This window comes from Curtobacterium sp. MCLR17_058 (assembly GCF_003234705.2).
In the GTDB taxonomy this organism is placed as follows: domain Bacteria; phylum Actinomycetota; class Actinomycetes; order Actinomycetales; family Microbacteriaceae; genus Curtobacterium; species Curtobacterium flaccumfaciens.
Map to the genome: position 1 here is coordinate 223,537 of NZ_CP126262.1, position 17,040 is coordinate 240,576.

Here is a 17,040-nt window from a genome sequence, read left to right on the forward strand (position 1 = left end):
GTAGTGCGACAAGTGTCTTGCGGCCCTGTGTCGGCGCCGTTGCCCGTCTGTTTCGAGTGCGTGACGGCAGGCCCCGGCGTGTAAACGTTCCGAGTCGGCGGGCGGATCAGCGGCGGGGGATCACCGGTGGGGGATCACCCGTGGGGGTCACTCGACGTCCACGTCCCGCTTGCCGCGGCGGACGATGAGCGGGTCCGGCTTGCCGATGACGTCGGCGGCCTTGTCCGGGTAGTCGAACTGCGTCAGGAAGTACCGCATCGCGTTGAGCCGCGCACGCTTCTTGTCGTTCGACCGCACGATCGTCCACGGCGCGTAGCGCTTGCTCGTCCGGGTGAACATCGCCGTCTTCGCCTCGGTGTAGTCCTCCCACCGGTCGAGCGACAGCAGGTCGATGTCGGACAGCTTCCACCGTCGCACCGGGTCGAGCTGCCGCATCGCGAACCGGGTCCGCTGCTCGCGCCGGGTCACCGAGAACCAGAACTTCGTCAGGTGGATGCCGGAGTCGACGAGCATCCGCTCGAACTGCGGCACCTGGGTCATGAACGACTCGTACTCGTCGTCGCTGCAGAACCCCATCACCCGTTCGACGCCGGCACGGTTGTACCAGGAGCGGTCGAACAGGACCATCTCACCGGCGGCCGGCAGGTGCTGCACGTACCGCTGGAAGTACCACTCACCACGCTCGCGCTCGGTCGGCTTGCTCAGCGCGACGACCCGCGAGGTCCGGGGGTTGAGGTGCTCCGTGAACCGCTTGATCGTGCCGCCCTTGCCCGCGGCGTCACGCCCCTCGAAGAGCACCACGACCTTCTGGCCGGTGTCCTCGAGCCAGTACTGGCACTTCAGCAGCTCGATCTGCAGCAGGTACTTCTGGTACTCGTACTCGTCCCGCGGCAGGCGCTCCGAGTACGGGTAGTCGTCCTGCCAGGTGAGCACCGGGTTGCCGTGCGGGTCGATCAGTTCCGGGTCGGCCGTCTGACCGTCCGCGACGCTGTACCCCTCGGTCCGCAGCTGTTCGATGTACTCCCGCAACGGCTGCGAGTACGGCGCTGTGTCCACGGTGTCCTCCCTCTGCGAGCCGATCGGCTGTCGGCCCCAGGCCATCCTGGCCCGGCCACCCGCACGACCGCCCCACGCCTCGCCCTGGACACGACCCGATGACGGCCTGGAGGCGCGGTGCGGGCCCGCCCCGTGCCTCCCGACCGCATGTGGCCCTTCACAGGCATGATGGGGCCATGACGGACCAGGCCGAGATGATCCACCCCGAGATCGCACCGAGCGGAGACGGGTGCGTCGAGTGCGACGCGACCGGCTCGTGGTGGGTGCACCTGCGCCGCTGCGCGGCGTGCGGCCACGTCGGCTGCTGCGACGACTCGCTCAACACGCACGCGACGCGGCACTGGCAGGAGACCGGGCACGCGGTCATCCAGAGCTACGAGCCCGGCGAGACCTGGGCGTGGGACTACCGCGACGACACCCGCTCCGAGGGGCTCGAGCTCGCAGCACCCACCAGCCACCCCGTGACGCAGGCAGTCCCCGGGCCGGCGGATCGCCTTCCCGGGGACTGGTTGGAACTGCTCGGCGGATCGCGCTGATCCGCGGCGGTCGTCAGGTCAGACGGCCGCGGTCGCCTCGTCGCGGTGCGGGAGCTTCCAGCCCGGACGCACGAAGTGGCAGGTGTAGCCGTGCGGGTTCTTCTCGAGGTAGTCCTGGTGCTCGTCCTCGGCCTCCCAGAACGGGCCAGCCGCGGTGACCTCGGTGACGACCTTGCCGGGCCAGATGCCCGACGCGTCGACGTCCGCGATGGTGTCGAGCGCGACCTGCTTCTGCTCGTCGGTCGTGTAGAAGATGGCCGAACGGTAGCTCCGACCGATGTCGTTGCCCTGGCGGTCCTTCGTCGACGGGTCGTGGATCTGGAAGAAGAACTCCAGCAGGTCCCGGTACGAGATCTGGGACGGGTCGAAGACGATCTCGACCGACTCGGCGTGGTCGCCGTGGTTGCGGTACGTGGCGTTCGGCACGTCGCCGCCGGAGTAGCCGACGCGGGTGCTGACGATGCCGGGACGACGACGGAGGAGCTGCTGCGCTCCCCAGAAGCATCCGCCGGCGAGGATGGCGGTCTCGGTGGTGGTCATGGTGGCCTCCTGGGCTCTCGTGTCACTGGCTGCGACACCGTGTGGTGCAACCGGCAACAGGGACGATCTGTTCCCGTCGTCAGGTCCGCTGTGGGGCACGGACCCACCCGGGTGTGCGCTCGGTACGACTCGACCCTACGAGTCCGTGCTCCGTGTCGCCCCTGCGGTACGGTCGGGCTCACATGAAGCGGTCATCCATCGACGAAGTCCAGCGCCGTCCACGTGGTTGGTGGCTGCTCGGACTCGCGTTCTGTTTCCTCGTGTTCCTCGAGGTGTTCGCGGCGATCGGCTCGCTGCCGGGGATGCTCGCCGCGCAGCTGCAGTACACCCCGTGTGGCTCCGACGAGACGATGCGGTGTTCGTACGCCGTCGGGGAGACCGCACAGATCCTCGTGCCGCTGGTCGCGTTCATCGTCGCGATCACGACCTGGGTCATCGGGGCGTCCGGTGCTCCCACGGTGCGGCGACAGGTGCTGATACCCACGATCGGCCTCGTGGTCATCGTCCTGGTCTTCGCGCTCGGTGTCGTCGCGATCAATCTGTCGATCCGATGACCGTCGTCAAGCGAGCTCGCCGCCCTGCGCTCCCGAGGACCTGATGCCGTTCCCTCCAGAAGAAGCCGCCGAGCAGTCGGCGATCCTGGCCGACCTCCGAGCGCTGGGGTACGACTTCTCGAACCTGTCCGCCTTCGCTCAGTCGGGTATCCGGTACAAGGACGCGGTACCGACGCTGATCGAGTGGTTAGGGAAGGCGCGGACGCCGATGATGCAGCGGGCAGTCGCTCACACGCTGACGAACCCGTCGGCAAAGGGCACAGCCATGCCCGCGCTGGTCGAGGCGTTCCGGAACTTCACCGACGAAGCGGATACACGCTGGGCGGTGGGGGCCTCGATCGAATCAGCGTACGTGGACACGTACTTCGATGACGTGGCAGCGCTCGCGCTTGACCGGAAGTACGGCGATGCTCGCCAGATGGTGGCCCTCGCGCTCGGGAAGTCGAAGCGGCCCGAAGCGGTCGATGTCCTCCTGCAACTCATGGACGACCACGACATCAGCGGGCATGCGGTGTTCGCGCTGAGCAAGCGGCCGAACCCGCGAGCGCGGGCGGCGTTCGAGGAGAAGTTGACCGACGATCGCCCGTGGGTGCGGAAGAAGGCTGCGCTCGGGCTGCGGAAGATCGGGTAGTTCTGACCCCGCTCGTTGCGGGAGACTCCTCTTCGCGTCGAGTCTCGTCGCGGAGTGCTTCCAGCAAGCCGAAGCGGCGTCGATCGACCTGCGGTGATCGAGACCAAGGAATGGCGCTCGACGCCATCACCCTCCCGAGGACCTGATGCCGTTCCCTCCAGAAGAAGCCGCCGAGCAGTCGGCGATCCTGGCCGACCTCCGAGCGCTGGGGTACGACTTCTCGAACCTGTCCGCCTTCGCTCAGTCGGGTATCCGGTACAAGGACGCGGTACCGACGCTGATCGAGTGGTTAGGGAAGGCGCGGACGCCGATGATGCAGCGGGCAGTCGCTCACACGCTGACGAACCCGTCGGCAAAGGGCACAGCCATGCCCGCGCTGGTCGAGGCGTTCCGGAACTTCACCGACGAAGCGGATACACGCTGGGCGGTGGGGGCCTCGATCGAATCAGCGTACGTGGACACGTACTTCGATGACGTGGCAGCGCTCGCGCTTGACCGGAAGTACGGCGATGCTCGCCAGATGGTGGCCCTCGCGCTCGGGAAGTCGAAGCGGCCCGAAGCGGTCGATGTCCTCCTGCAACTCATGGACGACCACGACATCAGCGGGCATGCGGTGTTCGCGCTGAGCAAGCGGCCGAACCCGCGAGCGCGGGCGGCGTTCGAGGAGAAGTTGACCGACGATCGCCCGTGGGTGCGGAAGAAGGCTGCGCTCGGGCTGCGGAAGATCGGGTGATACGGTCAGGCCGCGTGAAGCGGTCATCCATCCACGACGAGGGTCAGCGCCCGTGTGTTCGTGGCGTCTCGCTGGAGAAGGTCGCTTGACTGCACCCGATCCAGCTCGATGGGCGTTGCACCCGAACCCGGTGTGGGCTGGCCGAGTCGACTTCGTCGCGGACGCGACGATCGCTGAAGATCCGACGAGTCCTCTGCAGTTCGAGCAGCTCCTCTTCCGGGACCTCGGTGACGGCACCCACCAGCTCTGCTGCATCCCGTTCTTCACGTACGGCTGGTCGCTCGGTGACAGAGTGCGTCTCGAGGAGCGTGACGGAGTCGGTCCCACGCCGACTGCAGTTCTCGAACGAAGCGCATTCTGGGTTCTCCGAGCATTCGTTGAGCGTGATGACGCAGCCGCAGCACTCCTGGAGCTGTTGCAGCGAAATGACGCGCTCGTGGAAACGCGCGGGCGTCTGGTCGCGTTCGCGGTCGAGGGCACCCAGAGACTCGCTGCTGTTCGAGAAGCACTGGAAGCTCTGCAGCGTCCGGACTTTCTGTCCTACGAGACCGGCTGGCTCTGACCCGCCTCGTTGCAGGAGACTGCTCTTCGTGTCGATCTTCATGGAGGAGCGCTTCCGGCAAGCCGGAGCAGCGTCGATCGATCTGCGGGGCACGACGGTCTGGGCGATCCTCGACCTTCCGCCCGGGATCGCACGGGGACGGATCGTGTTCGAGGCGGCCCGTGGTGATCGAGACCAAGGAATGGCGCTCGACGCCAAGGGGGCGACGGTGACGATCAACCATCTGAGCGGGCGCGGGTTCCGGCTCTGGACGGATACGGCACCGCCGGTCATCGAGTTCGCGGTCTACGACCCGTCACGCCTCGAGCGGATGCGGGTGTGGAACGTCTGGCGCTCCCCGTACGGCTCGGAGGATGCATGGACGGGGAACTTCGGCATGATCGTCGAGCAGGAGGTCGACGCGATGGTCGTTCGGTGCAGCAACGGACTGGGCGACGTCGACTTCGAGGACTTCCGCTTCCGCATCGAGTTCTCGCATGCATGAGGCGGCACAGCCGTTCCTGAACCGAGCTCGCCGCCCTGCGCTCCGGAGGACCTGATGCCGTTCCCTCCAGAAGAAGCCGCCGAGCAGTCGGCGATCCTGGCGGACCTCCGAGCGCTGGGGTACGACTTCTCGAACCTGTCCGTCTTCGCCCAGGCCGGGATTCGTTACAAGGACGCGATCCCCCTGCTGATCGAGTGGCTGCGGAAGGCGCGGACGCCGGCCATGCAACAGGACCTCGCTCATGCGCTGTCGAACCCGTCGGCAAAGGGCACGGCCATGCCTGCGCTGGTCGAGGCGTTCCGGAACTTCACCGACGAAGCGGGTACGCGCTGGGCGGTGGGGGCCTCGATCGAATCAGCGTACGTGGACACGTACTTCGATGACGTGGCAGCGCTCGCGCTCGATCCTCAGTACGGAGGAGCACGGCAGATGGTGGCCCTCGCGCTGGGGAAGTCGAAGCGGCCCGAAGCGGTCGATGTCCTCCTGCAGCTCATGGACGACCACGACATCAGCGGGCATGCGGTGTTCGCGTTGAGCAAGCGGCCGAACCCGCGAGCGCGCGAGGCCTTCGAGGAGAAGTTGACCGACGACCGCCCCTGGGTGCGGAAGAAGGCTGCGCTCGGGCTGCGGAAGATCGGATGAAGCGCGCCGCGCTTGCGAAAGGAACCGTAGGAATGCCGGATGACACCGTCGTCACGCACGACAACCCAGTGCTCGGAGTCGAGAAGGTCGTCCGTGTGGAGCTCGATCCGTCGTGGGACCCGATCCGCTACGAAGACCTGACGATCATCGTCCTCGACGACGGCCGCAACGTCGTCAGCTGCGTCCCCTTGTTCGCGAAGGACGTCCATCTCGAAGACATCATCGACACGGTCGAGAACACTTCGACCGGACAGCTTGAGTACGGAGGTCGTGTCGAACGGGGACAGTCGTGGGTCTTCAGGATCAGCCCTCGTGATGCACGCGCCTTCCGCATCGCTCACGATGTCATCCACGAATTCGGCGGAGCCGTCGAGACGTGGGGCTCGATCACAGGAGTAGCGATCCGAGGGGATGCGGCCGCCGACCAGTTCGCGGACCGGTTGCAGCGGCTGGAAGACGACGGACTCATCGAGTACGACACCGCAGAGCGCTGAGCGGGAGGGCGCGCCACGGGCTGGCGAGCCCTTGAATCGGTGCAGGGACGCCGGACCGGAGGCGCGGTGCCAGCTGGCACCGCGCCTCCAGTCCGGGGTGGGGTCGCGTCAGCTCGCGGTGTCCTCGAGTGCGTCGAGTGCGGCCACGTCCTCGGCGGCGAGCACGAAGTTGACGTCGGCGTTCTCGGCGATGCGTGACGGGGTCGTGGACTTCGGCAGGGGCAGGACGTCCTTCTCGAGCAGGTAGCGGATCGCGACCTGGGCGACGGTCTTGTCGTACTTCGCCGCGATCTCGGCGATCTGCTCGTTCTCGAGCAGGCCTCCGGTGGCGAGCGGGGAGTAGCCCTCGGTCAGGATGTCGTGCTCGCGGTCGAAGGCGGTCGTCTCGTCCTGGGTGTTGCCGATGAACCAGCGGATCTGGTTGGCGTGCGGGACGACGTCCGTGCGTCCGAGCAGGTCCTCGAGGTCGGCGACGGCGAAGTTCGAGACGCCGATGCTCTTGGTGCGGCCGGCGTCGTAGAGCTCCTCGAAGACCTTCCAGACCTCGACGTTGCCGTCGCGGTGGTCGGAGCCCATGTCGCTCCAGGGCCACGGCGCGTGGATCAGGTACAGGTCGACGTGTCCGAGGTCGAGGTTGCGGCTCGACTCCTCGAAGGCGTCGCGGGCGCCCGAAGCCGTCTTGATCTCGGCCGGCAGCTTCGTGGTGATGAAGAGTTCGTCGCGGGGGATGCCGCTGTCGCGGACGGCCTCGCCGACGCTCGCCTCGTTGCCGTACGCCAGGGCGGTGTCGATGTGGCGGTAGCCGAGGTCGAGGGCGGTCTTCGTGGCGTCGTACGCGTCGGAGCCGGACGGGATCTGCCAGGTGCCGAAGCCGATCTTCGGGATGTGCAGACCGTTGGACAGGGTGAACGTGTCGATGAGTGCGGGCATGCAGCGGACAGTACGCCGCAACCGCACAGCGTTCCGAGGGGCTGCCGGGTTGCATGGCGCCCACCTCGAACGGACGGAAGGACGCCCCCATGCCCCTGAACCCCACCGTGCACGACCGGAAGACCGGTGTCACCCCGCCCGGAGCGGCCGGCGGCTTCGAGCTCGCCCTGCTCGACCGCGGCGCCGCCGTGCTGCAGACCTCGGCGCCGCTGCGGGGCTTCGACGTCTACGTGGTCGGGTTCCACTGCGTGAAGGGCGAGCCCGACGTGCAGATGGAGGCGCACCACTTCTGCAAGGTGGTGAACGCCGAGATGTTGCAGTGCGTGCTCTTCGACGGCAACACCGCCGACGCGAACCTGATCGGCATCGAGTACATCGTGTCCGAGCGGCTGTTCGACTCCCTGCCCGAGGACGAGCAGGCGTCGTGGCACCCGCACAACCACGAGGTGTTCTCCGGTGAACTCGTCGCTCCGGGCCTGCCGATCGCGGTGGAGACCGAGCTGATGGGGCACCTGGTGAACTCGTACGGCAAGACCTGGCACACCTGGCACAGCACCCCGATGGGCTCGCAGCCCGCACACGACCTGCCGATCGGCGATCCGATGCTCATGTGGTCGTTCAACCGCGAGGGCGAGGTGGACAGCGCGCTGCAGCAGGACCGGAACCAGGCGATGCGCACCGATCCGGAACCGCGCAAGGAGTCGCGGGCCAAGTACCTCGACCGCGCCCACCCGCAGCGCGGTGTCGGCACGATGCGCGACGCCTTCACGGGCACGACCCCGACCCCGGGTGTCGTCGACGCGGACGACGGACGCCCCTGACGACGGACGGGAGGCCCGTGGCGGTGTCGCCACGGGCCTCCCGTCCGTCATGTGGTGCGGTTCAGCGCGCGGTGCGCGTCCCGATCCGCGGCAGGACGAAGCCGAGCACGATCATCGCGACGGCCAGGAAGGCGTGCAGCACGTTGTCCGCGCTGTTCAGCGGCACGAAGTTCGCGCCACCGGCCATGCCCGCGGTGAAGAGCCCGTAGACGAAGAGCACCGCGTAGACGATGCCGCCGGCGACGAGGTACAGGCGTGCGGAGGCTGCACGGCGGGCGGCGAGCAGCCCGACGACGCCGAAGAGCAGGTGCACGATGTTGTGCAGGACGGACACCTGGAACAGGCCCAGGAGCAGGGCCATGGAGCCGTGGCCGGCCATGGACATCGAGCCCATGTCCATGGTGAGTCCGGGGATGAACCCGGCGATGCCGACGATCAGGAAGACGACACCGAAGACGAACGCGCCCCGCTGGGTCCACGTCGAACCGGAGGCGGTGCGTGCGGTTGCTGCGCTGCTGGTCATGATCAGCCCTCTTTTCTGTACGCGCCGCAGTGTGCGGCACACATGACATTCGGAGCGCTTCCCCGGTCGGTTTGCAGGTCAGTGCTCGGCGGTCTCGACGGCGGTCACCGCGGCGGTCAATCCGCGCACCAGCAACGCCCGCGATCGGGCGGTCGCGGTGCCGTCCGGATCGCTCCACGCGGCGCGGGCGAGCCCGTCCACCAGGGTGATCACGGCCTCGGCGACGACGGGCACCGGCTCGGACGGCGTCGCCCCGTGCCGTGCGGTCCAGCGGTCGATCCCGGCGACCACGCCGTCGCGCCAGAGCCGTCGTTCGGCGTCGAGCAGGTCCCCGTCGCCGTCCGGGGCGAGGGACGTCGCGCTCAGGGCCTCGAGCACCCGGAACCGCTCGGGCTCGCGCCGCACCAGGTCGAGGTACGCGGAGATCCCCGCCTCGAGCGCGGCGGCGAGGTCGGCGTGCTCGTCGGCGGCCGCGAGCACCGGCGGTAGGACCGCACGTGCCTGCCGTTCGAGCAGCGCGACGACCAGGTTGCGTCGAGCACCGAAGACGTAGTGCACGACACCGTGTGCGACGCCGGCTCGAGCGGCGACGGCCCGGGTGGTGAGGCCGCGCAGGCCGTCGTCCCGCACGACCAGAGCGGCGGCGTCGAGCAGTTCCGCACGCCGGTCCTGTCGGCTGCGGTACCCGCGCGTCTGCTGCTCGTCGGTCATCACAGGAAGCGTACGGGGCGCGTGCAGGACCGGCCGCGAAGATGAAGTCGGCCAAGTGGCCAAATCATTGAGCACCCGAGGAGTCAGCATAGAGACCGTCGTCCGAGCAGCAGGACCCGCCGAGCTCGAGGCGGCCGCGGCCGTCCTCGCCGAGGCCTTCGCCGACGACCCGGTGCTCGCCGAGTTCCGGCCACCGCGATCCGGCGAGAACCGCCCCGCTGTGCTGACCGGGCTGTTCGCCGCGCTCATCCGGTCGGTGCCGATGCCCGCGCGGCGGGTGGACGTCGCCACGATCGGTGACCGCGTGGTCGGCGCCGCCTTCTGGCAGGCACCCGGTCGGCAGCCCGGTGGCGTCCGCGCCTTCGTGCGGCAGGTGCCGGCGTTCCTCCGGACCCTGGGGCTCGGCGGGGCACTCCGCGCGGTGGCCCACCTGCGCCGCATGGAGCGCGCCCGACCGGTCGCCCCGCACTGGTACCTCGCCGAGATCGGGGTGTCGGCGTCAGCACGTGGTCGGGGCATCGGCGGACTGCTGCTCGGCCACGCACTCGAGCGCGCGGACCGGACGTCGGACGGCGCGTACCTGGAGTCCTCCACCCCGGTGAACCGCCGGCTGTACCGACGGCACGGGTTCGCGGACGGCGCGCCGATCGCGGGGTTCCGGGCGGCGACCCCGATCAGCATGTGGCGTCCGGCCGCCGGCTGACCCGACGCCGGGGGACACCGACCCTGTACCGGCGTGCACGAGCGCTGCCTACCGTCCACGGCACACCACGACGAGAGGAAACACCATGGCAAGTGGAGTCGCAGCAGTCTGGGTCCCGGTCAGCGACATGGAGCGCGCCGTCGCGTTCTACCGCGACACGCTCGGTCTCACCGTCAAGGACCAGTCCGACGACTGGAGCGAGATCGACGCCGGCGGCCTGATGATCGGCCTGAACGGGCGCGAGTCCGCCAGCCAGGCGAGCGACGGCGGCGCCGTCGTGTCGTTCCAGCCGGACGGCAGCATCGAGGACGAGGTCGCCGCGCTCAAGGAGCGCGGTGCGGACATCCAGGGCGAGATCAGCGAGCACCCGTGGGGCAAGATCATCCCCTTCAAGGACAGCGAGGGCAACGACCTGCAGCTCTACTCGCCGCCGCAGGGCTGACCCAGCGGGTGCGGGACGCACCCACGGACGGACGGGAGGCCCGTGGCGACGCCGCCACGGGCCTCCCGTCCGTCCTGCGGCCGGCTACGCGGACCCGCGCCAGACGACCTCCGTCGGCAACAGCAGACCGCGTGGACCGTCGTCGGTGCCGCCGATCTGCTCGAGCACCTGGTGCGCCGCCTGCTCGCCGAGCAGGCGCGCCGGCTGCCGCACCGTCGACAGCTGCGGGTCGCACCGCAGCGCCCAGGCGCTGTCGTCGAACCCGACCACGCCGACGTCACCCGGCACGCTCCGGCCGCTGCGCTGCAGGACGTCCATCGCGCCGGCGGCGACCGCGTCCGACGCGGCGAACACCCCGTCGATGTCCGGGGCCCGCTCGAGCAGCTCGCGCATGCCCTCGGCGCCGGCGGTGTAGCTGAACAGGGGGTTCCGGGCGACGAGGTCGGGGTCGAAGCGCTCGCCGAGTGCCGCGGTGAACCCCGCCAGACGGTCCTGGCCGGAGTCGCGGTCGAGCCCGGACGCGAGCATCCCGATCCGGCGTCGACCGGTGTCGACCAGCCGTCGGGTGATCTGCTCGGCGGCGGCGCGGTTGTCGATGCCGATGTACGAGATGTTCGCGGCGTCGGACGGGTGCCCGACGAAGCACGCGGGCATGCCGATCTCCTCGATCGCGCCGGTGATCGGGTCGCCGTCACGGGCGGACAGCACGATAGCGCCGTCGACGAAGCCGCCGCGCAGGTACTCGACCACGCGCTCGCTGTCGCGGGCGGAGTCGACCATGATCGTGACGAGCTGCTGGTCGGCGTCGGACAGCACGGCGTTCGTGCCGATCAGGATGTTGCCGATGTTGGGGTCGTCGAGCACCACGACCGAGGGTTCGTGGACGATGAGCGCGATCGCCCCGGACCGCCGGGTGACCAGGCTGCGGGCGGCGGCGCTGCGCACGTAGCCGACGCGTCGGACGGCGTCCTGCACGGCCTCGCGCGCCTTCGGTGACACGTACGGCTCGTCGTTGAGCACCCGTGAGACGGTGCCGCGGGACATCCCCGCTTCGTCGGCGACGTCCTGGATCGTGGCGCGCTGACGAGCGGATCGGACCTCGGACATGGGGCAACCATATCCGCCGCTGAGGAGCCCTCGGAACGCCTCGCAGTTGACAGGGTCCGGCCGCTGGTGTTTGATCTGGGAGCGCTCCCAGAAACATCCGGCCCCGATCGGCCGGTGCGGACTGGGAGCGCTCCCAGAACACTGGGTGGCCTTCGCCGTCGAAGGGGTCGCACGCGACCGAGGCGGCCGGGGTCGCCCCGATCAGCGAGGATCCCCGTGACGACCACCACCCTGCCGACGACCGCCACCGGCGCGCTCGGCCTCGGCTCGACGGGCCTCGCGTTCGGGTGCGACTACAACCCCGAGCAGTGGGACCCCGAGGTGTGGGTCGAGGACGTCCGGCTCATGCGCGAGGCCGGCGTGAACCTCGTCGCGATCAACGTCTTCGGCTGGTCGCACGTCGAACCGCGGCAGGGCGAGTACGACTTCGCTGCGCTCGACACCGTCATCGAGCTGCTGCACGGCGCGGGCATCGGGGTCGACCTGGGCACCGGCACCGCCTCGACCCCGCCGTGGCTCACCACCCGGTACCCCGAGGTCCTGCCCGTCGTCGCCGACGGCACCACCCGCTGGCCCGGCGGCCGCCAGGCGTTCTGCCCGAGCTCGCCGATCTACCGCGAGCACGCCCTCGCCCTGGTCCGCGCCACCGCCGAGCGCTACGGCGACCACCCCGCCGTGCGGCTCTGGCACGTGTCGAACGAACTCGGCTGCCACAACGCGCACTGCTACTGCGACGTCTCCGCCCAGGCGTTCCGCGGCTGGCTGCAGGCCCGGTACGGCACGGTCGACGCACTCAACGCCGCCTGGGGCACCTCGTTCTGGAGCCAGCGCTACTCCGCGTGGGAGCAGGTGCTGCCGCCCCGCGCGACGCTGTCGTTCACGAACCCGGCGCAGACCATCGACTTCGACCGGTTCTCGTCCGACGAACTCCTCGGCCACCACCGCGCCGAGGCCGCCGTCCTGCGCGAGCTGAGCGACAAGCCCGTCACGACGAACTTCATGGTCGCCGCGCACATCACGGCGCTCGACTACTGGTCGTGGGCCGGCGACATGGACGTCATCGCGAACGACCACTACCTGGACCACCGCCTGCCCCGGCCGCACGTCGAGCTCGCCTTCGCCGCCGACACCACCCGTGGCCTGGCCGGCGGCGCCCCCTGGCTGCTCATGGAGCACTCGACGGGCGCCGTCAACTGGCAGCCGCACAACGTCGCGAAGGCCCCGGGGGAGATGCTCCGGAACACCGCGGCGCACATCGCCCGCGGCGCCGACGGGGTCTGCTTCTTCCAGTGGCGCGCGTCCGTGCAGGGCAGCGAGAAGTTCCACTCCGCGCTGCTGCCGCACGCCGGGACCGAGTCGGGGACCTGGCACGACGTGGTCGCGCTCGGCGCCCTGGTCGAGCGGCTCGGCGAGCTGCGCGGCTCACGCGTGGTCGCCGACGTCGCGCTCGTCTTCAGCTGGGAGAACCAGTGGGCGGCCGACCTGGAGGCCCACCCCAGCACCGCGCTCCGCTACCTGGAGCAGGTCCACGCGTTCCACGCTGCGCTCTGGGACCTCGGCGTGACCGTCGACGTCGTCGCCCCCGGGGCACCGCTCGACGGGTACGCGCTCGTCGTCGTCCCCGAGCTGTACCTGGTCCGCGACGAGCACGCGGCCGTCATCGCCGACCACGTCGCCGGCGGCGGACACACGATCGTCAGCTGCTTCAGCGGCATCGTCGACGAGCGCGACCGCGTCCGCACCGGCGGCTACCCCGGCGCCTTCCGTGAGCTGCTCGGCGTGCGGGTGGACGAGTTCCTCCCGCTCGCCGCCGACGCCACGATCGCGCTGTCCGACGGCACGACCGGCAGCGTCTGGTCGGAGCCGGTCGAGCTGCGCGGTGCGACGAGCGTCGTCGACTACGCCGAGGGCTCGCTCGCCGGCCGTCCGGCCGTGACCCGCAACGAGCACGGCGCCGGGACCGCCTGGTACACGTCCACGGTGCTCGACGCCGGTGCGCTGGGCGGGTTCGTCCACCGCGTCCTCGACGAGGCCGGGGTGCGCGCCGACCCCGCCGTCCGCCCCGGACTCGAGGTCGTGCGTCGCCGGGACGACACCCACGAGTGGGTCTTCCTGCTGAACCACTCCGACCGCCCCGTCGAGCACCACGAGGTCGGCCACGAGCTCGTCGCCGACCGCCCCGTCACCGGGACCACCGCCATCGCCCCCGGCGGGACCCAGATCATCCGCACCGACAGGAACCGCTCATGACCACCACCGCACAGTCGCCCAGCGCGACCCGACGACGCCGGGGCGGCGGGTTCCGCTACCGCCGCGCCATCGCGATCTTCGTCCTGCCGTTCGCCGTCCTGTTCACGGCGTTCTACCTGGTCCCCATCCTCTACGCCGTGTGGGAGTCGCTGCAGAAGATCGAGCGGCAGGGCACGTTCGGCGCCCCGACGCAGGTGTTCGGCGGCCTGAGCCAGTACGCCCTGGTGTTCCAGGACGGCGAGTTCTGGAGCTCCGTGCTCCGCGTGCTGCTGTTCGGTGTCGTGCAGGTGCCGGTGATGCTCGGGCTCGCGCTCCTGTTCGCGCTGCTGCTCGACTCCCCGCTGCTGCGCGGCAAGCGGTTCTTCCGCCTGGCGTTCTTCGCGCCGTACGCGGTGCCCGGCGTCATCGCCGCGATCATGTGGGGCTACCTCTACGCCCCCGACCTGTCGCCGTTCTCCGCGGTGACCTCGCGGGTCGACCTGCTCGGCGGCAGCACCGTGCTGTGGGCCGTGGCCAACGTCGTGACCTGGGTCTACGTCGGCTACAACATGCTCATCATCTACTCGTCGCTCCTCGCGATCCCCGCCGAGGTGTACGAGGCGGCGAAGCTCGACGGTGCGTCCCAGCTCCGGATCGCCCTGTCGATCAAGATCCCGCTCGTGGTGCCGGCCATCGTCCTCACCGCGGTGTTCTCCGTCATCGGCACCCTGCAGCTGCTGACCGAGCCGACCGTGTTCCGCCAGTTCACCTCGACCATCTCGTCGACGTTCACGCCGAACATGCTCGTCTACTCGACGTCCTCGGTGCCGAACTTCAACCTCGCCGCGGCGTTCTCGGTCGTGCTCGCCGTCGCCACGTTCGTCCTGTCGATCGGGTTCCTCCGACTGACCCAGCGGAAGGCCGCCGAATGACCGTCAACGCCCCGTCCCAAGGTGACCTCGTCCGCGACGTCGGCCGACCACTCGAGCCGAACCGGGCCTCCCGTCCGCACCAGCGCGGAGCGCGTGGTCCCCGTGAGAGCGTCATCTCGCGCAGCGCCGCGATGATCGTGATGGGGGTCTTCACCCTCTACTTCCTGCTGCCGATCTTCTGGCTGCTGGTCTCGTCCACCAAGACCGCCGCGAACTTCAACTCGACGTTCTCGCTGTGGTTCAGCGCCACCTCGGTGCAGGACTTCTTCGGCAACCTCGTCGAGCTGTTCACGCGGCAGGACGGCATCTACCTGCGCTGGCTGCTGAACAGCATCGCCTACGCCGGGGTGGCCGGCCTGCTCGGTACCGTGCTCTCCGCGATGTGCGGGTACGCCCTGGCCAAGTACCGGTTCCGCGGCCGCGAGGTCCTGTTCAACGTGTTCCTCGGCGGCGTGCTCGTGCCGGCGACCGCCCTGGCCCTGCCGCTGTTCCTCATCTTCAGCCAGGTCGACCTGACCGACACGTTCTGGTCGGTGTTCCTGCCGAGCATCGTCAGCCCGTTCGGCGTCTACCTGTCACGGCTGTTCGCGGCGTCGAGCGTGCCGGACGAGATCATCGAAGCGGCCCGCATCGACGGCTCCGGCGAGGTCCGCACGTTCTTCACCGTGGCCGTCCGACTGATGTCGCCCGCGCTCGTGACGATCTTCCTGTTCCAGTTCGTCGCCGTGTGGAACAACTTCTTCCTGCCGCTCGTGATGCTCCGCGACTCGTCGCTGTTCCCCGTCACCCTCGGCCTCTACACGTGGAACTCGAGCGTGAACCAGTACCCGGACCTGCGCACCCTCGTGCTCATCGGGTCGTTCGTCTCGATCATCCCGCTGCTCATCGCCTTCCTGAGCCTGCAGCGCTTCTGGCGCTCCGGCCTGGGCTCCGGCGGCCTGAAGTAGCCCCTCGACCCGCACCCCTTCCCGCACCAGCTCTCCCCACACCACATCCGAACGGAAACAGCATGAAGACAACGAAGTTCCTCAGCGTCGCCGCGATCGCCGTGGCCGCCACCGTGGCCCTCGCCGGCTGCAGCACCGGTGGCAGCAGCAGCGGCGGTGGATCCGACACCGCCGCCGCCAGCTGCAAGCCCTCGGACGGCAAGGTCACCCTCGACTTCACGACCTGGGTGCCGAACATGGACAAGGTCGTCGCGATCTGGAACAAGGCCAACCCGGACATCCAGGTCAAGGTCTCGATCGTCGCGAACGGCAACAGCGGCACCTACCAGAACTTCTTCAACCAGCTGAAGGCCAAGCAGGCGCCGGACATCGGCCAGGTCGAGTACGACACCCTGCCGGCGTTCCGCGTGCAGGGCGGCCTCGAGGACATCGGCGCGTGCGCCGGCATCAGCGACGCGAAGAAGGACTTCTCCGACGGCCTGTGGAACCAGGTCACCTTCGGCGAAGGGAAGTCGGTCTACGCCGTGCCGCAGGACTCCGGTCCGATGGCGCTGTACTACCGCAAGGACCTGTTCGAGAAGGCCGGCCTCGACGCCCCGAAGACGTGGGAGGAGTACGCCGAGGACGCCGTCAAGATCAAGAAGCTCGGCGGCAACATCACCAACTTCGCCAAGGGTGACGTCAACCAGTTCGCCGGGCTCGTCTCGCAGGCCGGCGGCCAGTGGTTCGAGAACTCCGGCCAGGACTGGAAGGTCAACCTGGACGACGCCGCGTCGAAGAAGGTCGCCGACTACTGGCAGGACCTGATCGACAAGAAGCTCGTCAACACCCTGCCGAGCTTCACCGACCAATGGAACAACGCCTACGACAGCGGCAAGGACTGGACCTGGGTCTCCGCGGTCTGGGGTGCGAACACCATCTCGAGCGGTGCGCCGTCGACCTCGGGCAAGTGGGCCGTCGCTCCGATGCCGCAGTGGAAGTCCGGCGAGACCAAGTCGGCCGCCTGGGGCGGTTCGTCGAACGTCGTCTTCGCGGGCAGCAAGCACCCTGCCGAGGCGTCGAAGTTCCTGGTCTGGCTGAACACCTCGACCGAGGCGCTCTCCGCACTGAACAAGGAGGCCAACCTGTACCCGGCCTCGACCACCGGCGCCGACCTGCCGGCCCTGACCGAGGGGCTCGACTTCTACGGTGGCCAGAAGATCTACGAGGAGTTCGCCACCGCGGCGAAGGACATCCAGCCCTTCACCTGGGGTCCGACGATGACGCAGACCTACTCGGACGTCTCCGACGGCTTCGGGCAGGCGGCGTCCGGCTCGGGCACCCTGAGCGAGGCGCTCGAGTCCGGGCAGTCGAAGACCATCGCGGCGCTCAAGGCGCAGTCGATCCCGGTCAAGGGCTGACGGACGGCGGCTGACGTCGCGCGGTCCACGCGTTGACGACGGACAGGAGGCCCGTGGCGGGAT

The 17,040-nt window shown here is 69.1% G+C and carries 21 protein-coding genes; 15 read left to right on the top strand and 6 right to left on the bottom strand.

The genetic code is table 11. The features are described from left to right. Window positions 1-147 precede the first annotated feature (147 nt). Window positions 148-1,056, bottom strand: a complete 909-nt coding sequence (gene ppk2 / locus DEJ11_RS01120; RefSeq protein ID WP_027467245.1) for a polyphosphate kinase 2 — start codon at window positions 1,054-1,056, stop codon at window positions 148-150. 176 nt (window positions 1,057-1,232) lie between these two features. On the opposite strand from ppk2, the gene DEJ11_RS01125 reads away from it, so the two are divergent. Beyond that, a complete protein-coding gene (locus DEJ11_RS01125; protein ID WP_111103320.1) occupies window positions 1,233-1,592 on the top strand; it encodes a UBP-type zinc finger domain-containing protein in 360 nt (119 codons plus the stop codon). Between the two features lie 18 nt (window positions 1,593-1,610). Here DEJ11_RS01125 and msrA read toward each other — a convergent pair whose 3' ends face one another. Then, on the bottom strand, window positions 1,611-2,132 hold the full coding sequence (gene msrA / locus DEJ11_RS01130) for a peptide-methionine (S)-S-oxide reductase MsrA (protein WP_111024046.1): 522 nt from the start codon (window positions 2,130-2,132) through the stop codon (window positions 1,611-1,613). A gap of 182 nt (window positions 2,133-2,314) precedes the next feature. Here msrA and DEJ11_RS01135 point away from each other — a divergent pair, with 182 nt between their 5' ends. The 7 genes from DEJ11_RS01135 (at window position 2,315) to DEJ11_RS01165 (ending at window position 6,232) form a co-directional block, all read left to right on the top strand. Next, complete coding sequence (locus tag DEJ11_RS01135; protein ID WP_111103321.1) at window positions 2,315-2,686, top strand: hypothetical protein; 372 nt, start codon at window positions 2,315-2,317, stop codon at window positions 2,684-2,686. Window positions 2,687-2,729: 43 nt separating this feature from the next. Then, entirely contained in the window at window positions 2,730-3,317 is a 588-nt protein-coding gene (locus tag DEJ11_RS01140) for a HEAT repeat domain-containing protein (RefSeq protein WP_111103323.1), read from the top strand. A 145-nt stretch (window positions 3,318-3,462) separates the two neighbouring features. Then, window positions 3,463-4,050, top strand: coding sequence for a HEAT repeat domain-containing protein (locus tag DEJ11_RS01145; RefSeq protein WP_111103323.1), 588 nt, complete (start codon window positions 3,463-3,465; stop codon window positions 4,048-4,050). An 85-nt stretch (window positions 4,051-4,135) separates the two neighbouring features. Then, window positions 4,136-4,612, top strand: coding sequence for a DUF4265 domain-containing protein (locus tag DEJ11_RS01150; RefSeq protein WP_171907792.1), 477 nt, complete (start codon window positions 4,136-4,138; stop codon window positions 4,610-4,612). 28 nt (window positions 4,613-4,640) lie between these two features. Beyond that, window positions 4,641-5,096: a hypothetical protein gene (locus DEJ11_RS01155; RefSeq protein WP_111103325.1), complete on the top strand. Its 456-nt coding sequence runs from the start codon at window positions 4,641-4,643 to the stop codon at window positions 5,094-5,096. A 54-nt stretch (window positions 5,097-5,150) separates the two neighbouring features. Then, complete coding sequence (locus DEJ11_RS01160) at window positions 5,151-5,738, top strand: HEAT repeat domain-containing protein (RefSeq protein ID WP_111103326.1); 588 nt, start codon at window positions 5,151-5,153, stop codon at window positions 5,736-5,738. Between the two features lie 32 nt (window positions 5,739-5,770). Next, the gene (locus DEJ11_RS01165; RefSeq protein WP_181440813.1) at window positions 5,771-6,232 is read left to right on the top strand and encodes a DUF4265 domain-containing protein; all 462 of its coding nucleotides are present in this window, start codon (window positions 5,771-5,773) and stop codon (window positions 6,230-6,232) included. A gap of 108 nt (window positions 6,233-6,340) precedes the next feature. Here DEJ11_RS01165 and DEJ11_RS01170 read toward each other — a convergent pair whose 3' ends face one another. Further along, window positions 6,341-7,162, bottom strand: a complete 822-nt coding sequence (locus DEJ11_RS01170) for an aldo/keto reductase (protein ID WP_111103328.1) — start codon at window positions 7,160-7,162, stop codon at window positions 6,341-6,343. Between the two features lie 89 nt (window positions 7,163-7,251). Between DEJ11_RS01170 and DEJ11_RS01175 the strand changes: the two genes are divergently transcribed. Further along, window positions 7,252-7,983, top strand: coding sequence for an OBAP family protein (locus DEJ11_RS01175; RefSeq protein ID WP_111029083.1), 732 nt, complete (start codon window positions 7,252-7,254; stop codon window positions 7,981-7,983). Window positions 7,984-8,044: 61 nt separating this feature from the next. On the opposite strand, the gene DEJ11_RS01180 is transcribed toward DEJ11_RS01175, so the two are convergent. Then, window positions 8,045-8,506: a DUF4383 domain-containing protein gene (locus tag DEJ11_RS01180; RefSeq protein ID WP_111103329.1), complete on the bottom strand. Its 462-nt coding sequence runs from the start codon at window positions 8,504-8,506 to the stop codon at window positions 8,045-8,047. 78 nt (window positions 8,507-8,584) lie between these two features. Continuing rightward, a complete protein-coding gene (locus DEJ11_RS01185) occupies window positions 8,585-9,217 on the bottom strand; it encodes a TetR family transcriptional regulator (RefSeq protein ID WP_181440814.1) in 633 nt (210 codons plus the stop codon). 67 nt (window positions 9,218-9,284) lie between these two features. Between DEJ11_RS01185 and DEJ11_RS01190 the strand changes: the two genes are divergently transcribed. Together DEJ11_RS01190 and DEJ11_RS01195 are read left to right on the top strand one after the other, a co-directional pair. Then, the gene (locus DEJ11_RS01190) at window positions 9,285-9,920 is read left to right on the top strand and encodes a GNAT family N-acetyltransferase (protein ID WP_258375349.1); all 636 of its coding nucleotides are present in this window, start codon (window positions 9,285-9,287) and stop codon (window positions 9,918-9,920) included. 85 nt (window positions 9,921-10,005) lie between these two features. Beyond that, entirely contained in the window at window positions 10,006-10,362 is a 357-nt protein-coding gene (locus DEJ11_RS01195; protein WP_027467232.1) for a VOC family protein, read from the top strand. A gap of 84 nt (window positions 10,363-10,446) precedes the next feature. Here DEJ11_RS01195 and DEJ11_RS01200 read toward each other — a convergent pair whose 3' ends face one another. Further along, on the bottom strand, window positions 10,447-11,469 hold the full coding sequence (locus tag DEJ11_RS01200) for a LacI family DNA-binding transcriptional regulator (RefSeq protein WP_071245173.1): 1,023 nt from the start codon (window positions 11,467-11,469) through the stop codon (window positions 10,447-10,449). A gap of 216 nt (window positions 11,470-11,685) precedes the next feature. Between DEJ11_RS01200 and DEJ11_RS01205 the strand changes: the two genes are divergently transcribed. The 4 genes from DEJ11_RS01205 to DEJ11_RS01220 all read left to right on the top strand — a co-directional run bounded on the left by DEJ11_RS01205 (window position 11,686) and on the right by DEJ11_RS01220 (window position 16,977). Continuing rightward, entirely contained in the window at window positions 11,686-13,719 is a 2,034-nt protein-coding gene (locus DEJ11_RS01205; protein WP_111103332.1) for a beta-galactosidase, read from the top strand. Further along, on the top strand, window positions 13,716-14,630 hold the full coding sequence (locus tag DEJ11_RS01210; RefSeq protein ID WP_027467229.1) for a carbohydrate ABC transporter permease: 915 nt from the start codon (window positions 13,716-13,718) through the stop codon (window positions 14,628-14,630). Before DEJ11_RS01205 ends, DEJ11_RS01210 begins: the two co-directional genes overlap by 4 nt. Continuing rightward, the gene (locus DEJ11_RS01215; protein WP_228516621.1) at window positions 14,627-15,577 is read left to right on the top strand and encodes a carbohydrate ABC transporter permease; all 951 of its coding nucleotides are present in this window, start codon (window positions 14,627-14,629) and stop codon (window positions 15,575-15,577) included. The genes DEJ11_RS01210 and DEJ11_RS01215 overlap by 4 nt, the downstream gene beginning before the upstream one ends. Before the next feature lie 62 nt (window positions 15,578-15,639). Beyond that, window positions 15,640-16,977 (top strand): ABC transporter substrate-binding protein, encoded by a 1,338-nt coding sequence (locus tag DEJ11_RS01220; protein ID WP_111054776.1) that lies wholly within the window; start codon window positions 15,640-15,642, stop codon window positions 16,975-16,977. The last annotated feature ends 63 nt before the right edge of the window (window positions 16,978-17,040 follow it).

Excerpts from the sequence above, each read along its gene's own strand:
- DEJ11_RS01140 (WP_111103323.1), top strand. The coding sequence starts at position 2,730 with ATGCCGTTCCCTCCAGAAGAAGCCGCCGAGCAGTCGGCGATCCTGGCC.
- DEJ11_RS01170 (WP_111103328.1), bottom strand. The coding sequence starts at position 7,162 with ATGCCCGCACTCATCGACACGTTCACCCTGTCCAACGGTCTGCACATC.
- DEJ11_RS01220 (WP_111054776.1), top strand. The coding sequence starts at position 15,640 with ATGAAGACAACGAAGTTCCTCAGCGTCGCCGCGATCGCCGTGGCCGCC.
- DEJ11_RS01165 (WP_181440813.1), top strand. The coding sequence starts at position 5,771 with ATGCCGGATGACACCGTCGTCACGCACGACAACCCAGTGCTCGGAGTC.
- DEJ11_RS01210 (WP_027467229.1), top strand. The coding sequence starts at position 13,716 with ATGACCACCACCGCACAGTCGCCCAGCGCGACCCGACGACGCCGGGGC.
- DEJ11_RS01160 (WP_111103326.1), top strand. The coding sequence starts at position 5,151 with ATGCCGTTCCCTCCAGAAGAAGCCGCCGAGCAGTCGGCGATCCTGGCG.
- DEJ11_RS01180 (WP_111103329.1), bottom strand. The coding sequence starts at position 8,506 with ATGACCAGCAGCGCAGCAACCGCACGCACCGCCTCCGGTTCGACGTGG.
- DEJ11_RS01215 (WP_228516621.1), top strand. The coding sequence starts at position 14,627 with ATGACCGTCAACGCCCCGTCCCAAGGTGACCTCGTCCGCGACGTCGGC.
- DEJ11_RS01185 (WP_181440814.1), bottom strand. The coding sequence starts at position 9,217 with ATGACCGACGAGCAGCAGACGCGCGGGTACCGCAGCCGACAGGACCGG.
- DEJ11_RS01195 (WP_027467232.1), top strand. The coding sequence starts at position 10,006 with ATGGCAAGTGGAGTCGCAGCAGTCTGGGTCCCGGTCAGCGACATGGAG.
- DEJ11_RS01135 (WP_111103321.1), top strand. The coding sequence starts at position 2,315 with ATGAAGCGGTCATCCATCGACGAAGTCCAGCGCCGTCCACGTGGTTGG.
- DEJ11_RS01145 (WP_111103323.1), top strand. The coding sequence starts at position 3,463 with ATGCCGTTCCCTCCAGAAGAAGCCGCCGAGCAGTCGGCGATCCTGGCC.
- DEJ11_RS01125 (WP_111103320.1), top strand. The coding sequence starts at position 1,233 with ATGACGGACCAGGCCGAGATGATCCACCCCGAGATCGCACCGAGCGGA.
- msrA (WP_111024046.1), bottom strand. The coding sequence starts at position 2,132 with ATGACCACCACCGAGACCGCCATCCTCGCCGGCGGATGCTTCTGGGGA.
- DEJ11_RS01200 (WP_071245173.1), bottom strand. The coding sequence starts at position 11,469 with ATGTCCGAGGTCCGATCCGCTCGTCAGCGCGCCACGATCCAGGACGTC.
- DEJ11_RS01175 (WP_111029083.1), top strand. The coding sequence starts at position 7,252 with ATGCCCCTGAACCCCACCGTGCACGACCGGAAGACCGGTGTCACCCCG.